We start from the raw sequence: 15,936 nt of genomic DNA on the forward strand, positions 1-15,936 counted from the left end.
GCTGCCGGATTTTTTTATGAATTTACGAACGATAGTCATAAAAACTTCGGGAAAAAGTGGATGAAGGTGCGCTTCTAGTGATATATTAGTAGTATGAGAATATGCGTAAAACACCATGAGTTTTATCCTAAACGGCTATTTTCTATGAGGAAAAGAGTAGTCTCCATGCTTTTTTCTTTGTTAATTGTGTGCTTTTTTGCATTAACAGTAAGCATTCCTGTCTGTGCCGATGGAGAGAGCGCAGAAACGGTAAGGATCGGATATTACGAGAATGAAGTCTTCGAAGAAGGCGCTTCTGACGAGGCAGTTAAGACAGGTTATGCGTATGAGTATTACCGAAAGCTTTCGGAATATACCGGTTGGAATTATGAGTATGTCTACGGCAGCTTTGGAGAGCTGTATGATATGCTGCTATCCGGTGATATAGATCTTCTTGCCGGTCTTGCAAAGCGAGATGACAGGCTTAGTATTATTGGGTATCCATCGGCCCCTATGGGGAACGAGGTCTATACCCTTGTCAAACATGATGATGACGAATCGGTCACATTTTCTCCAAATTCTGTTTCAGGGAAGAAAATCGGCGTACTTCAAAGCGCCATCGTTGATATCCTTGAAGACTACCTTAATGAAAACTCAATAAATGCAGAGATAGTTACTTTCGATGATTATGAATCTCTTTTTACAGCCTTTGACACCAAGGCTGTTGATGTTATGGCCGCAGAAGGTGATGGAGCTTATGGACGTAAGCATGCGGAGGTATTATGTACCTTTGGCACATCGGACTATTATCTGTGTGTGACAAAAGATCGCCTGGATATTCTTTCGGAACTGGAAGAAGCACAGAACATGCTTGCCATGGAAGAACCGAATTATGTGGCAAATCTTCAGAGTAAATACTATTCATCAAGCGTTTCGAGCCATACATTTTCTGCAGCTGAGAGACAGTGGCTTTCAGAAAACAAGACTCTGGAAATAGGTTATCTTAATGACTATCTTCCCTACAGTGCAACAGACAAAGATGGAAATGTAAACGGCATAATAAAAGACATAATCCCCAAGATGCTTGACAACATGGATATCAGGGATCTGGAAGTGTCATACATTGGATATGACAGCTATGACGAGATGGTTGCAGCGCTGCGTGATGAGAAAATCGATGCGGGATTTCCTGTGGGCGGAGGTCTTTACTACTCGGAAGTAAACGGTATTTATCAGTCGACTTCAGTTGTTTATTCGACCATGGAGCTGGTCTATAAGGATGAATACCGTGAAGAGAGCCTTTCTAAAATTGCTGTAAATGAAAACAATAGAATGCAGTATTACTATATCCGTACTTATTATCCGGATTCGGAGATCATACTCTACAACGGATTTGACGCATGTCTGCAGGCAGTTCTTAAGGGAGAAGCGGGTGTCACCACTCTTAATGGCCTTAGAGCAAACGAGATACTTAGAAACAGCAAATACAAAGGACTTTCTTCCAGAACCTTAAGCCATCTGGATGACAGGTGCTTTGGCGTCAAGATTGGAAATGAAGGCCTGTTAAAACTCCTTAATCACGGGGTAAAGGTTATAGGCACGGATTACCCGAGTGATATAGCAAACAAATATTCAAATGAGCTTTACACATATACACTTACTGACAGATTAAGAGACAATATGTGGATATTCTTTACGATGCTTCTTATCATTGCGCTTTTGGTGATTGCGCTTATCGTAAGGACTCTTATGCATGCACAGCAGGCAAATCGTATGAAAACTGACTTTGTCTCCAATATGTCTCATGAGATCAGAACGCCGATTACTGCAATCCTTGGCATGAATGAAATGATACAGATGGAGTCAAATGACAGTAATGTGCTCCACTATGCTGAAAATATAGAAAAAGCAGGTGAAAGCCTTCTTGGTATCATCAATGAAATCCTTGATTTCTCCAAGATAGAAGCCGGACGTATGGAACTGAACAAGCAGAAGTATTCACTTCTTCAGTTTTTCAGCAGTCTTCATATGATGGTTTTAAACCGGGCTGAGGAAAAGAACTTAAGCCTTATCATGGACATTGATGAAAGGCTTGTTTCTGAAGCTGTGGGCGATGTGCAAAAGCTTCGCCAGATCTGTGCAAATCTCTTGACCAATGCTGTGAAGTATACCAAAGAGGGTGAAGTGAAGTTTTCTGCAAAGCTCCTTGAGCAGACTGAAGATTCTTTTACCATGGAAGTCGCAGTCACAGATACCGGCATTGGAATCAAAGAGGAGGAGATGGATAAGCTCTTTTCCGCATTTGACAGACTCGACCTGGAAAAAACGAGAAATATTGAAGGGTCCGGGCTGGGGCTGGCCATTTCGCGCAGCTTTCTGGCATTGATGGGCAGTGAGATAAAGGTTGAGAGTGAGTATGGAAAGGGCTCTGAGTTTTCCTTTACTGTCGAACAGGAAATATCAGATAAAACACCAATAGGACCCTATAAGCCCATTTATCTTAGCGATGATGGCTCTCATAAAAAGAAGAGAACGGCAACATTTACTGCTCCGGAAGCAAAGATACTCATTGTTGATGATACTCCGATGAACCTGCAGGTAATATGCGGCCTTCTTAAGGGGAATGAAATGAACATTGAAACGGCTGAGAGCGGCGATGAGTGCATTAAGCTCTTTGCTGATAAAGACTATGACTGTGTATTTCTTGACCAGCGGATGCCGAATCTGAGTGGCAGCCAGACTTTGGAAATACTTAGGAATAAATACCCAAAAAAGACAGAAAAGACACCGATAATATGCCTTACAGCCAACGTTTTGGCCGGAGGCAGAGAGCAGATGATCGCAAGTGGTTTTACGGATTACCTGACCAAACCTGTGACGCTGTTTGAAATGGAGAATATGCTTCTTAAGTATCTGCCGGAATCCAAGATACATAAGACAGGGGCTAATCCATACAATGAAGAGGCTTCTTTTGATGAGATTCCGACACAGGTAAAAGCTATAGGGGAACTTGATATCGAGAGTGGAATAGAGTACTGCGGAGATGAAGAAGAGTATATGGAAGCTCTTAAGGTCTATGCAGCTTCAGTGGCAGATAAGGCTTCGAAGATAAGGGGATTTATTGAAAACGGAGACTTGAAGAATCTGACTCTGACTGCCCACTCTGTTAAGAGTACGTCACGTGCAATTGGTGCAAAAGAGCTGTCGGCCCTTGCAGAAGAAATAGAGAAGAAGGTCGAGGGCTTGGGTGAAGAGGAAAGAAACGTTAAGGTTTCGGAGTTCCTTATGAAGTACGAAGATTTGGGAAATAAGATAGATAATGCAATTGGCAGCATGCGATGAAGATGAGGAAAGCGCTATGCAGAAAAACAGAGTTATCAGTGATGAGATAATGACAACCATACAGTCCAGAGAAGGAATGACTGCGGTAGAATGGATTGCTGAGCAGATGCCGGGAGGTTTCTTTATATATCGTGCGGATGAAAGCATGGAGCTTTTGTACGTCAATCAGTCAACCTGCGAGATCTACGGCTGCGAAACAGTAGATGAATTCAGGAAGTTTACCGGAAACAGTTTTCGTGGCATGGTCCATCCGGATGACTTTGAGAAAATTCAAAGTTCTATTGATGAACAGATTGCACAGCCTTCAAACAGAAGAAGTATTGACTATGTTGTTTACAGGATCATACAAAAAGACGGGACAATCAGATGGGTCGATGACTATGGCCATTATGCATCGCTCCCCGGCCATGGTGCAGTTTACTATGTGTTTATTGAGGACATAACGGAGCATAAGCTGGCAGAACAGGAAAAGCAGAGGGCTCAGTCTCTTGCGACAGCGCTTGAACAGGCCGAAGCGGCAAACAACTCAAAGAGCGCATTTCTCTCCAACATGAGTCATGAGATCAGAACGCCCATAACCGCAATTCTTGGAATGAATGAGATGATCCAGAGAGAAACAGAGAATTCTACCATACTGGACTACTCTGAAAATATTCGTAAGGCCGGAGTGAGTCTTCTTGGAATCATCAGTGATATTCTTGATTTCTCGAAGATTGAAAACGGAAAACTAACCCTTGAAAATGAAGAGTATTCCCTCTCGTCCCTTGTGGTGGATCTCTATAATCTGGTGCAGTTCAGGGCCGAGGCAAAGGGACTTGAGCTTAATTTTATAGTTGATCCTAAATTACCGGTACATCTTTTTGGCGATGAGATAAGAATTAAGCAGATCATAACCAATATTCTCACCAATGCTGTCAAATACACCGAAAAGGGCGGTGTTGATTTTGAAATAAAGCTCCTTGAGAAGCTTGATGATGCAGTCAGATTTGAAGTGGCTGTAGTAGATACCGGAATCGGAATCAGAGAAGAGGATATGGAAAGGCTGTTTGAGCCCTTTGACCGACTGGATCTTAAAAAGACAAGAACCATTGAGGGGACGGGCCTGGGACTTGCGATAACAAGACAGCTCCTATCGCTTATGGGAAGCGAACTTGAAGTGGAGAGCAGATATGAGAAGGGCTCCAAATTCTCTTTTGCCCTCACTCAGAAAGTATCTGACTGGACAGAGATAGGAAATTTTGACTTAGAACCTCACGGGCATGATACCTCGACGGTAAAGAGCAAACATACGCTGTTTACTGCGCCGGGACTCGGAATCCTTGTAGTTGATGATACACCAATGAACCTTCAGGTTATTGCCGGGCTGCTTAAGCGCACCAAGATTCATATTGATGTAGCCACAAGTGGAGCTGAGTGCATCGAGAAATTCGGAAAAGAGCATTATGACCTTGTTTTTCTTGACTACAGGATGCCGCAGATGAATGGTATTGAGACTCTCGAGGCCCTCAGGGAGAAGTATCCCGAGAAGTTTGAAAGTACACCTATAATCTCTCTTACAGCAAGTGCTGTTACAGGGGATAAAGAGAAGATGATGAAGGCCGGATTTACTGACTATCTCTCAAAGCCTGTAAACATCGATGAGATGGAACGTATGATGATCAAATATCTTCCGCAGGATTCGGTCATTTTATATGACGGTAAGGAAGAAGAACCTGAAGATGATGAGTTTTCAAAACTTCCTAAGGTTATATTTGAGTATAAAGAGCTTGATCCGGAAAAAGGTATCGAATACTGCGGAGATGTTGAAGACTACATCTTTGCCATCGAGACCTATTCCATGTCCATCGACACTAAGGCGGAACAGATAGAAGAAAATCTGGAGAATAATGACCTTGATGCCCTTGCCCTCAATGTCCATTCTCTTAAGAGCACGTCGGCTGCAATCGGAGCCTGCAAGCTTTCTGACAAGGCCAAGGAAATAGAGCTCGGCGCCAAGGCGGGAGATATGGCTTTGGTGGAAGCGAATATTCCGGAGCTGCTACGCGATTACAGAGCGCTGAAAGATATTCTCGGAAAGGTTTTAAAGGACTACGAGGTAAAGGACGAGAGCAGCAGAGTCGCTCTTAAAGTAGTTGAAGAGGAGAGACAGCTCTTTCTTGCAAGAGCTCTTAAAGAAGCGGAGAAGGCTAATCTGGCCAAGACTCTGTTTTTATCTAATGTCAGTCATGAGATAAGGACACCCCTTAATGATATTGTTGGTCTTTACAATATCGCACTGCAAAAGAAGGGGCTCGATGAGGAGACCAGAGACATAATTTCTCATATTGGCGTAAGTGTAAGGCATACCATTTCGCTTATTAACGATATCCTTGAGATGAGTCTTATAGAGTCCGGCAGCATGAAGCTCAAAAATGAAGAGTTTTCATTCGGTAATATGCTGGAACAGATAAACACCATCACTGAATCAAAATGTGACGATAAGAAGATTTCTTTTGATTGCAGTGTGAACGGACCTATTGACGAGCGCTATGTGGGAGATGATCTAAAGATCAAACAGGTGCTTTTCAATATTTTGGAAAATGCCATCAATTTCACTCCGGAGGGCGGGAAAATCTCTTTTGCCGTAAAAGAAGAAAAACGCGGAGATGGAAAAGCACAGATTTGCATGGAAATCACGGATACGGGGGCAGGTATCGATAAAGAATTTATGCCACATCTGTTTGAACCATTTGCAGTGGAAGGCGAAGGTGTTCCCGGCAGAACGGGGCTGGGACTAGCCATAACAAAGAATATTGTTGAGATGATGGGAGGCACTATAAGTGCTGTTTCAGAAAAAGGAAAAGGGTCAACATTTACGGTTATAATTCCGCTGGGAATATGTAGCAATAGCGAAAATGTCAAGGATTCTTTTGATCCGGCCAGCATACGTGCTCTTATTGTTGATGATGACGTGACAGCCTGCGAGCATGCGAAGATGATACTTCACAGAGTGGGAATTGAGCCGGAGTATGTGTTAAGCGGCCGGGAAGCACTTGATATATGCAAGAATATTCCGAGACATCAGCCTGCGTTTAATCTGATGCTTGTTGACTGGAAGATGCCGGAGATGGACGGCATTGAGCTGACGAGACGCATCAGAGAGCTTTATAGTAAGGATGAAGTGGCTGTGATTCTCACAACGTACAACTGGTATGAAGTTATGGAGGAAGCTTTTTCTGCGGGTGTAAACGGCTTTTTGGCAAAGCCTATGTTTGCGGGAAATATTAAAGAGGAGCTTTCGAAGATACTCACGGAGCACAAGAAAGATCAAAAGAAATCCAGCAAGGCATCTGCACTTACAGGCAAGAAGGTCATGCTTGCGGAGGACCACGAACTAAACATAAGGATCATGGAGCAGCTCCTCAGGCTAAATGATATCGATGTGGATGTAGCACATGATGGAGAGGAGGCACTGAAACTTTTTGAGGAAAGCGAGCCGGGAACTTATGATGCGATCCTCATGGATATCAGGATGCCGAAGATGAACGGACTTGATGCGACAAAGGCAATAAGAGGGCTTTCCAGGCCTGATGCGGGAAGCATTCCTATCGTTGCACTTACTGCCAATGCACTGGCTGAGGACATAAGAAGGTCGTTTGATGCGGGAATGAATGCGCATCTTGCAAAACCGATAGAGCCGGATGAACTGTTCTCCGTGCTTAAGAGTCTTTTATAAATAAGTCACTGAAGGAGGAAAACTATGAAACGCATTTTACTTATTGATGATGATGAAGATATGCTGGCCATGACCGGAAGGTGGCTTGAAAAGGGCGGCTATGAAGTAATGAAGGCTGCATCCGGAAAAGAGGCGCTTGATAAGATTTCTTCTGACAGACCGGATCTTATACTTCTTGACTATGCGATGCCTGAGATGGATGGGCCTGCGGTACTTGCAGCTATCCGCTCAAATCCGGAGACTAAGGATATCCCCGTTGTTTACAGAACCGGCATGGATGATACCGACTGTGAGGGATCAGGAGATGTGAGACCCGATGGAATTGTGTCCAAATCTGAAGGGCGTCCTTCACTCATGAAGGCAGTTGAGGAGATCTTTGGATAGGAGGAAACTTTTATGTTTTGGGTAGTTGTTGTAGATGATGATGTAGAAAGCCTTGAGCATATTTCTTCCATTCTTACTAAGAAAGACATGAAGGTCACAAAACTCTCGTCCGGAAAAGAGCTTCTTAATTATGTCGAGGGAATGGTTCCGCTTCCCGACCTGGTTCTTTTGGATGTCTATATGGATGAGATGGACGGGTTTGAGACTTTAAAGGCATTCAGGGAAAAGCCGGAGGGGGAAATACCGGTAATCTTTTTGACGGGCGATGAGGATCTTAAGACTGAGGCAGATGGACTCCATCTCGGAGCTGTTGATTTTATAAGAAAGCCTGTGGTTCCGGACATCCTTTTTATGCGTGTTACTAAGACCATCGAATTTGAACGTCTTAAAAAAGAGCTTGCAAAGGAAGTTGAGAAAAAGACCCAGGAGAATATCAGGTTAACGCTCCATGTGGTTCAGACTATTGCTGAGGCAATTGATGCAAAGGATGCCTATACCAATGGCCATTCCGGCAGAGTTGCTGCATATTCAAAAGAAATTGCCAAGAGATACGGATATGATGACAGTCAGCAGGATGAGATCTATATGATGGGGCTTTTGCACGATGTCGGAAAGATCGGTGTCCCGGACTGGATCATCAATAAGACTTCCCGCCTTACAGATGAAGAGTTTGCTGAGATCAAAAAGCATCCGGTAACCGGAAACAATATTCTTAAAAGGATTAAGGAAATGCCGCAGCTCGCTTTTGGTGCAAGATGGCATCATGAGAGAGTGGATGGCAGAGGATATCCTGACGGACTAAGAGGTAACGAAATTCCTGAAGAAGCAAGGATCATTGCAGTTGCCGATGCGTATGATGCCATGACCAGTAACCGCAGCTACCGTGAACCCATGCCACAGGAAAGGGTCAGAGGCGAAATTGAAAAGGGAAAAGGTGCTCAGTTTGATCCGAAATTTGCGGATATAATGCTTGAAATGATCGATGAAGATACCGGATATGAGATGAGAGAAGGTACTCAGAAAGAGGCGGACTTCCGTGAAAATTCTTCTGAAGAAGCCATACTTCATATGGACAATCAGTATGTTCTTCCGGAAAAACTTTTGGAACTTGAGCAGCTGAATACCGATCTTGGAATTTATCTTTGCGGAGGAATTGAAGATTATCTTGAAGTGCTTTCTGTTTTTAAAGATTCGATAGATTCCAAGTCTGAAAAAATTGAAAATTCATGGAAAAATGAAGCCTATGACACCTACACAACCTTGGTTCATTCTCTGAAAAGTTCTGCCAGAACAGTAGGTGCGATAGAGATTTCTGATCTTGCCAAAAACCTTGAAAGTGCAGGTAAAAACGGAGAAATTGACATTATTGCAAAAGAGACTCCGTTACTTTTGAAGATGTATCGTGACTTAAAAAATCACCTCTAAAATAATAAAATAACACGCATTATGAAATGACATTATTGACAAAAATCTTTTTGCGTTTACAATGAAATTTATAGTTGCAAACGCAAAAAGATTTTTTTGATTAGGAGGAGATTTAAATTGTCACGAGTTTATAATTTTTCAGCTGGTCCGGCAGTACTTCCGGAAGAAGTGTTAAAACAGGCTGCAGCAGAAATGCTTGATTACAACGGATGTGGAATGTCCATCAACGAGATGAGCCACAGATCCAAGACCTTCGACAACGTTATTCAGACTGCCGAGCAGGACATTAGAGATCTTATGAACATTCCTGACAATTACAAGGTTCTCTTTTTACAGGGCGGAGCAAGCCAGCAGTTCGCAGCAGTTCCCCTTAACCTTATGAAGAACAAGAAGGCCGGATATATCATCACAGGACAGTGGGCTAAGAAAGCTTACCAGGAAGCTCAGAAGTATGGAGAGGCAGTAGAACTTGCATCAAGTGCAGATAAGACCTTTTCATATATTCCTGATTGTTCTGATCTTGATATTGCAGATGACCTTGACTATGTATATATTTGTGAAAACAACACAATCTACGGAACCAAGTTCAAGACTCTTCCCAACACAAAGGGCAAGATCCTTGTATCTGATGTTTCATCATGCTTCTTATCTGAGCCTGTGGATGTATCCAAGTACGGCGTTATCTACGGAGGCGTTCAGAAGAATGTAGGACCTGCCGGCCTTGTTATCAGCATCATCAGAGAAGATCTTATAACAGATGATGTACCTTCTTACACACCTACAATGCTTAAGTGGAAGACTCAGGCTGACAACGGATCTTTATACAACACTCCTAACTGCTGGAGTATCTATATGTGCGGTCTTGTATTCAAATGGCTCAAGGAACAGGGCGGCCTTGCAGAGATGAAGAAGAGAAATGAGGAGAAGGCTGCGGTTCTCTATGATTATCTTGACCAGAGCAAGATGTTCAAGGGAACAGTAAGAAAGGAAGATCGTTCTCTTATGAATGTTCCTTTCGTAACAGATTCAGACGAACTTAACGCCAAGTTTATAGCTGAGGCTACAAAGGCAGGATTCGTAAGCCTTAAGGGTCACAGAACAGTTGGCGGAATGAGAGCAAGTATCTACAACGCAATGCCTATCGAAGGTGTTAAGAAGCTCGTTGAGTTCATGGATAAGTTTGAGAAAGAAAACGCATAAGGAGGAAGAGATGTTCAAATATAAGTGCTTAAATCCAATCGCTAAGATCGGTCTTAATAATTTCAATGATAATTACAGTGCAGTAGACAATGTTGACGATGCGGACGGAATCCTTGTAAGAAGTGCCAACATGCTTGAAATGGATTTTTCCGACAATCTTCTTGCAATTGCAAGAGCGGGTGCCGGAGTTAACAATATTCCTTGTGACAAGTGCGCAGAACAGGGTATTGTTGTATTCAATACTCCCGGAGCCAACGCTAACGGCGTAAAAGAGATGGTTCTTGCTGCAATGCTCATTGCCAGCCGTGATATTATCGGTGGAACAGAGTGGGTTAAGGCCAATGCCGGAGATCCTGAGATCGCCAAGCTTACAGAGAAGTCCAAGAAGAAATTCGCCGGAACCGAAATCTTTGGCAAAAAGCTCGGTATCATCGGACTTGGAGCAATCGGTGTCCGCGTAGCTAATGCTGCAAGACAGCTCGGCATGGAAGTTTACGGATATGATCCATATCTTTCAATCGATGCAGCATGGAGACTTTCTTCAGATGTTAAGCATGTTACAAATGTAGATGATATCTACTCAAAGTGCGATATCATCACAATACATGTTCCTGCTCTTGATTCAACAAAGGGCATGATAAACAAAGATGCAATTGCGAAGATGAAGAAGGGTGTCATCCTCATCAACCTCGCAAGAGATATCCTCTGCAATGAGGCAGATGTACTTTCCGGAATCAATGCAGGCAAGATCAGAAAGTATGTAACAGACTTCCCGAACCCTGTAATTGCAGGTCATGACGGATGTATTGTTATCCCTCACCTTGGAGCATCAACAGAAGAGTCCGAAGACAACTGTGCTGTAAAGGCGGTTCTTGAGCTCAAGGATTATCTTGAGAACGGTAACATCAACAACTCGGTTAACTTCCCTAATTGCGACATGGGAATCTGCAACAAGCCTCGTGTTGCTATCTTCCACAAGAACGTAGCTAACATGATCAGCCAGTTCACAACTGTTCTTGGCGCTGCAGGCATGAATATCTCGGATATGACCAACAAGTCTAAGGGAGATTATGCTTATACACTTATTGACCTTGAAGATACGGTTACAGACGAAATAGTTAAAAAGCTTTCAAAAGTTGACGGCGTAATCAGAGTAAGAGTAGTAAGAAAAGACGTCTAAAACGCATTTTAAGTGGTATGATAACAGGAGAGATTTTGATTTATCAGGATCTCTCCTTAAATTTTATTCGGAGGACATAAAAATGGCAGATATTAAGCCCTTTAAGGCATACAGACCAAATACTGAGAAGGTGTCTGCAATTGCAGCTCTTCCCTATGATGTATATAACACCAAAGAGGCGAGAGAAATAGTTGAGAAGAACCCTGATTCTTTCCTTGCGATCGACAGGCCTGAGACTTTTTTTGAAGAGGGGCATGATATGTATGCTCCGGAAGTCTATGAGAAGGCGGGAAAAGAGCTTTGGGCCAGGATAGAAAAAGGTGATTTCATTCAGGATGAGGAGAAATGCTACTACATATATGAACTCACCATGAACGGAAGAAGCCAGACGGGAATTGTTGCTGTCGCTTCTATAGATGATTATCTGAACAATGTTATAAAGAAGCATGAGAATACCAGAGAAGAGAAGGAACAGGATAGAATTAACCATGTCTATACCTGTAAAGCCCAGACAGGACCGATTTTTCTGTGCTACAGAGAAAATCAGCTTATAAGTCAGATAATTGACAAGGTCAAAGCTATGGATGAGCCTGTATATGACTTTACTTCTGATGACGGTGTTACTCACAGAGTCTGGGTTATGGCTGATGAAGAAGAAAACAATATGATCTGCAGGATATTTACATCAATAAACGAGATTTATATAGCTGACGGACATCACAGATGTGCATCAGCTGTGAAGGTCGGCCTTAAGATGAGAGAAGAAAACGCCGGAAAGCTCAAAGGCAAGCAGCAGTCTGACTACTTCCTGTCAGTTCTTTTCCCTGATTCACAGCTCATGATAATGGATTATAACAGGGTGGTTAAGGATCTGAATGGCCTTAGCCGTGAAGAGTTCATGGCTAAGGTTGCTGAAAAATTTGATGTGAACGAAGAAAGTGAAGCGGTGCATCCTTCCTGCAAGGGCGAATTTGGAATGTATCTGGACAAGAAGTGGTACCGCCTTAAGGCCCACAAGGACATTTACAAGGATGATGCTGTTGAAGGGCTTGATGTATCCGTGCTTCAGAATGAACTTCTTTCACCTGTTCTCGGAATCGGGGATCCCAGAACCGACAAGAGAATAGATTTTGTCGGAGGAATCCGAGGACTTTCCGAGCTTGAAAGAAGAGCTGACGATGACATGTGTCTGGCATTTTCTATGTATCCTACATCAATATCAGAACTTTTTGACGTTGCGGATGCCGGTAAGCTTATGCCGCCTAAGTCCACATGGTTTGAACCAAAACTCTTAAGTGGGTTATTTATACATGAAATTAATGGTATGATTTAATTACAAATCCATAAGGGAGGCAGTGTCGTGAATAATAAACTTTACAAAATGATGAATTGGCCGGAAATAGAAGAGATTATTTACTCCGATGGTGACAACCCACACAGAATACTGGGAGCACACAAGGTGGGAAACAGTTACCTTATTCAGGCATTTTACCCGGATGCGCAATCCATCAAGGTATATATTGAGAACAGCAAAAAGAGCTATGAGATGGAACTTGCTGATGAAGCCGGTTTTTTTGCTGTCATAGTTCCGTATGTTGATAAGCTCAAATACTATTTTACAATTACCGATGCTGAGGGTGTTGAGAGCAAAGTCTTTGATCCTTATGCTTTTGGACCTCTTATGGACAGGGAGGACTTTATCAAGCTTGGAAGCGGAATTCATTTCCGTATATATGAGAAGCTTGGCGCTCACCCTATGACAAGAAACGGAATAAGCGGTACTAACTTTGCGGTTTGGGCACCTGCTGCTGCCAGAGTCAGTGTTATCGGTGACTTTAACAATTGGGACGGCCGTATATGTCAGATGCACAGACTGGATCCCATAGGCGTGTTTGAGATATTCATACCCGGAGCTCAGGAAAATGATGGATATCAGTTTGAAATTAAGACCAGAAGCGGCCTTATCCTAAAACGTCCGGATCCGTATGCAATCAAGTCCAGAGGTGAGAATGGTATTATATCTGTTATTACACCTCTTAAAGCTATCAAGTGGACAGATGACAAGTGGATGAAAGCGAGAACAAAGTTTGACGTAGCTCAGAGCCCGCTTTCAATCGCTGAGATCTGTCTGGAGTCTTTTGCCGGAAGACATGAAGGCAAGAGTACTATGGATGAGATCACAACAGACGTTCTCGAATATGTTACCAATCACGGCTTTGATACCATTGAACTCATGCCTGTAATGAAGCATGTTCCCGGACATTTTTATCATATCCTTGATTTCTTTGCTCTGGATGATGCTTACGGCGATACTGCTGATTTCATGAAATTCGTGGATGCATGTCATGGCGCCGGGATCAGGGTTATCCTTGACTGGGTTCCGACCTTCTTCCCGAAGGCTTCATGCGGCCTGAGCGATTTTGACGGAAGAACTCTTTATGAGTATGCCGATCCGAGGATAGGCGTTCATCCCAAGTCGGGAGACATGATATTTGACTATGGACGCAAGGAGGTAACGAATTTCCTTATTTCCAATGCGCTTTACTGGATTGAGAATTTCCACATTGACGGAATCAGAACATCCGATATTTCCAGGATCCTTTACCTCGACTATGACAGAAAGCCCGGAGAGTGGCTTCCTAATATTTACGGCGGCAATGAGAATCTTGAGGCACTGGAGTTCCTTAAGCAGTTCACAACCGTCATACACAAGGACAATCCGGGTACAATTCTTATAACAAAAGAGACAGCCTGCTGGCCACATGTAACAGATACTGTTGAAAACGGCGGTCTTGGCTTTGACTACAAGTGGAATAACGGATGGTCGAGAGATTTCCTGTCATATATGCAGAATGATCCGCTCTTTAGATCAGGCCACCACGATGAGCTTACGTTTAGTCTTATCTACAGCTATACAGAGAGATTTATACTTGCTTTCACACATGAAGATATGGAGAAGGGCCTCGAGGGACTTTACTATCTGATGCCCGGAGATTCTGCTCAGAAGATGGCCAATCTTAGACTGGCACTGAGCTATATGATGGTACATCCCGGAAGAAAGCACGTTTATATGGAGCCGGATGCGCTTACTGTTGACCAGGCTGTGTTTGTTGAGAACATGATCAAAAAGCTCAATGAGCTTTATGATAAAAAGCCTGCTTTCCATGTACTTGATGACAGTGACAGCGGCTTTGAATGGATCAATGTTCTGGCTGCAGACGAGTGTATGCTTGCTTTTGTCAGAAAGACAGAGAATGACGATGAAATGCAGGTAGTTGTTGCAAATATGGCGGGTATTGAGAGAACCTTTGAAATCGGTGTTCCGGCTGACGGCAGATATACAGAGGTTTACAATTCGGATGATGTAAGCTACGGCGGAAGCGGAATCCTTAATGAGGGCCGCAAGGAAGCAAGGAGAAAAGAGATCGACGGACGACTTTACTCTATCTCCGTATCCATGGCTCCCGCATCACTTTCAATCTTCAGCTACACTCCTTATACGGAACAGGAAAAGAAGATCCGTGCCATCAAGGAAGAGGAAGAGATAAAGAAGGAAAAAGAGAAAGAAGAGAGAATTGCTGCTCTCAAGCAGAAACAGAGTGAGGAAGAGGAGAGAATTCTTCAGGAACTCAAGCTCAAATATGAGAAAGAACTCCTTGAGCAGGAAAAGGCAATAGAAGAGAAATATGAGAAGATAGAGGAAGAGAGAATCTTCTCAATTGTCTCAGAGGAAGCAATAAAGAGTGTGAGCGGAAAGACTGCTGACAAGAAGACTCCGGCCAAGAAAGCACCGGCAAAGAAAACTGCCGCCAAGAAGACTTCTGCCAAAGAGAAGGCAGATAAACCTGCCACATCAAGTGCAAGAAGACCTGCACCCAAAAAGAAATAAGGCATCTATTTTTGCTTGAAAACTGACAAAGGGCACATTATAATGAGTGATGTGCCCTTTTGAATTAAACAACAGCGGTGAACCAACCATGCTGGAATAGCGCAGTCGGTAGCGCAACTGATTCGTAATCAGTAGGTCGAGGGTTCAAGTCCCTTTTCCAGCTCTTAAGATGGCGAACTTCGCCATCTTTTTTTATTGTGTATATGCTACTTGCGCATAATTGTGATATAATAAAATGTCGTATTATTGATAAAACGCACAGACAATTAAATATAATGTGCAGAGAGGGTTATAAAATGAAAGAACTTCAAGATTATGTACGTACTATACCGGATTTCCCGGAGAAAGGTATCATGTTCAGAGATATCACATCTGTGCTTCAGGATGCAGATGGATTCAAGCTTGCAATCGACAAGATGCAGGAGCTTGTAAGTGACCTCGACTTTGATGTTGTACTCGGAGCTGAGTCAAGAGGATTCATTTTCAGTGCACCTATAGCTTACAACAGAGGCAAGGCTCTTGTTCCCGTTCGTAAGAAGGGCAAGCTCCCCTGTGAGACAGTTGAGGTAACATATGATCTTGAGTATGGCTCAGCTACTCTTGAACTTCACAAGGATGCCATCAAACCGGGACAGAAGGTCCTTCTTGTAGATGATCTTATGGCTACAGGCGGAACAATCGAAGCTATGATCAAGCTCGTTGAGATGCTTGGCGGAGAAGTGGCCGGTATTTTAGTACTTATGGAGCTCAAGGGACTTAAAGGCCGCGAGAGACTCAGCAAATACAGATTAGATTCAGCACTTAGCTACGAAGGGAAGTAAC

At 43.2% G+C, this 15,936-nt stretch carries 9 protein-coding genes and 1 tRNA gene; all 10 read left to right on the forward strand.

Features of this window, described 5'->3' with window-relative positions; all coding sequences use genetic code 11:
* Positions 1-165: 165 nt before the first annotated feature.
* The 10 genes from G590_RS20250 to G590_RS0100970 all read left to right on the forward strand — a co-directional run bounded on the left by G590_RS20250 (position 166) and on the right by G590_RS0100970 (position 15,935).
* Positions 166-3,321 (forward strand): ATP-binding protein, encoded by a 3,156-nt coding sequence (locus G590_RS20250; RefSeq protein ID WP_022763789.1) that lies wholly within the window; start codon positions 166-168, stop codon positions 3,319-3,321.
* A gap of 16 nt (positions 3,322-3,337) precedes the next feature.
* Positions 3,338-7,036 (forward strand): response regulator, encoded by a 3,699-nt coding sequence (locus tag G590_RS20255; RefSeq protein WP_022763790.1) that lies wholly within the window; start codon positions 3,338-3,340, stop codon positions 7,034-7,036.
* A 24-nt stretch (positions 7,037-7,060) separates the two neighbouring features.
* The gene (locus G590_RS0100935; protein ID WP_022763791.1) at positions 7,061-7,420 is read left to right on the forward strand and encodes a response regulator; all 360 of its coding nucleotides are present in this window, start codon (positions 7,061-7,063) and stop codon (positions 7,418-7,420) included.
* A 12-nt stretch (positions 7,421-7,432) separates the two neighbouring features.
* The gene (locus G590_RS17955) at positions 7,433-8,845 is read left to right on the forward strand and encodes an HD domain-containing phosphohydrolase (RefSeq protein WP_022763792.1); all 1,413 of its coding nucleotides are present in this window, start codon (positions 7,433-7,435) and stop codon (positions 8,843-8,845) included.
* Between the two features lie 117 nt (positions 8,846-8,962).
* Positions 8,963-10,045, forward strand: coding sequence for a 3-phosphoserine/phosphohydroxythreonine transaminase (serC, locus tag G590_RS0100945; protein ID WP_022763793.1), 1,083 nt, complete (start codon positions 8,963-8,965; stop codon positions 10,043-10,045).
* Between the two features lie 10 nt (positions 10,046-10,055).
* Complete coding sequence (locus G590_RS0100950; RefSeq protein WP_022763794.1) at positions 10,056-11,225, forward strand: phosphoglycerate dehydrogenase; 1,170 nt, start codon at positions 10,056-10,058, stop codon at positions 11,223-11,225.
* Positions 11,226-11,307: 82 nt separating this feature from the next.
* Entirely contained in the window at positions 11,308-12,558 is a 1,251-nt protein-coding gene (locus G590_RS0100955; RefSeq protein ID WP_022763795.1) for a DUF1015 domain-containing protein, read from the forward strand.
* A 27-nt stretch (positions 12,559-12,585) separates the two neighbouring features.
* Positions 12,586-15,114 (forward strand): 1,4-alpha-glucan branching protein GlgB, encoded by a 2,529-nt coding sequence (gene glgB, locus G590_RS17960; RefSeq protein ID WP_022763796.1) that lies wholly within the window; start codon positions 12,586-12,588, stop codon positions 15,112-15,114.
* Positions 15,115-15,204: 90 nt separating this feature from the next.
* Positions 15,205-15,277: transfer RNA gene (locus G590_RS0100965), tRNA-Thr, on the forward strand.
* Between the two features lie 133 nt (positions 15,278-15,410).
* Positions 15,411-15,935 carry an adenine phosphoribosyltransferase gene (locus tag G590_RS0100970; RefSeq protein WP_022763797.1) on the forward strand — a complete coding sequence of 175 codons (525 nt, stop codon included), beginning with the start codon at positions 15,411-15,413 and terminating at the stop codon, positions 15,933-15,935.
* The last annotated feature ends 1 nt before the right edge of the window (position 15,936 follow it).

This window comes from Butyrivibrio sp. XPD2006 (assembly GCF_000420865.1).
GTDB lineage: Bacteria > Bacillota > Clostridia > Lachnospirales > Lachnospiraceae > Butyrivibrio.

Bases quoted from the DNA above. Each gene is read 5' to 3' on its own strand.
- G590_RS20250 (WP_022763789.1), top strand. From the start codon at position 166: ATGCTTTTTTCTTTGTTAATTGTGTGCTTTTTTGCATTAACAGTAAGC.
- G590_RS20255 (WP_022763790.1), top strand. From the start codon at position 3,338: ATGCAGAAAAACAGAGTTATCAGTGATGAGATAATGACAACCATACAG.
- G590_RS0100935 (WP_022763791.1), top strand. From the start codon at position 7,061: ATGAAACGCATTTTACTTATTGATGATGATGAAGATATGCTGGCCATG.
- G590_RS17955 (WP_022763792.1), top strand. From the start codon at position 7,433: ATGTTTTGGGTAGTTGTTGTAGATGATGATGTAGAAAGCCTTGAGCAT.
- G590_RS0100950 (WP_022763794.1), top strand. From the start codon at position 10,056: ATGTTCAAATATAAGTGCTTAAATCCAATCGCTAAGATCGGTCTTAAT.
- G590_RS0100955 (WP_022763795.1), top strand. From the start codon at position 11,308: ATGGCAGATATTAAGCCCTTTAAGGCATACAGACCAAATACTGAGAAG.
- G590_RS0100970 (WP_022763797.1), top strand. From the start codon at position 15,411: ATGAAAGAACTTCAAGATTATGTACGTACTATACCGGATTTCCCGGAG.